This window comes from Levilactobacillus namurensis DSM 19117 (assembly GCF_001434785.1).
Taxonomy (GTDB): Bacteria; Bacillota; Bacilli; order Lactobacillales; family Lactobacillaceae; genus Levilactobacillus; species Levilactobacillus namurensis.
In genome coordinates, this window is record NZ_AZDT01000060.1 from 1 (window position 1) to 213 (window position 213).

Annotated in this window: 1 pseudogene; it reads left to right on the plus strand. The window is 43.7% G+C overall.

Features of this window, described 5'->3' with window-relative positions:
• Positions 1-213, plus strand: a pseudogene (locus FD30_RS11810) (IS3 family transposase); the annotation flags it as partial.

The following is a 213-nucleotide window of genomic DNA, read 5'->3' on the forward strand; positions in this document are numbered from 1 at the left end:
CGGTGCCGGCAAAATGACTATTTATCTAAACCATGATGTCGAAATTGACTTTGAGGCACCTTTCAAGCGAGTCAAACGGTTAATGAGCGTCCTGCACTTAAAGTGTCAGAGTCGCGTTAAGAAACATCGGCGCACCAAACAGGCGGAGCAAGAATTACGAGACAATCTTTTAAACCAACAGTTTGATCAAGTTACTGAACCTAACCAAGTGTG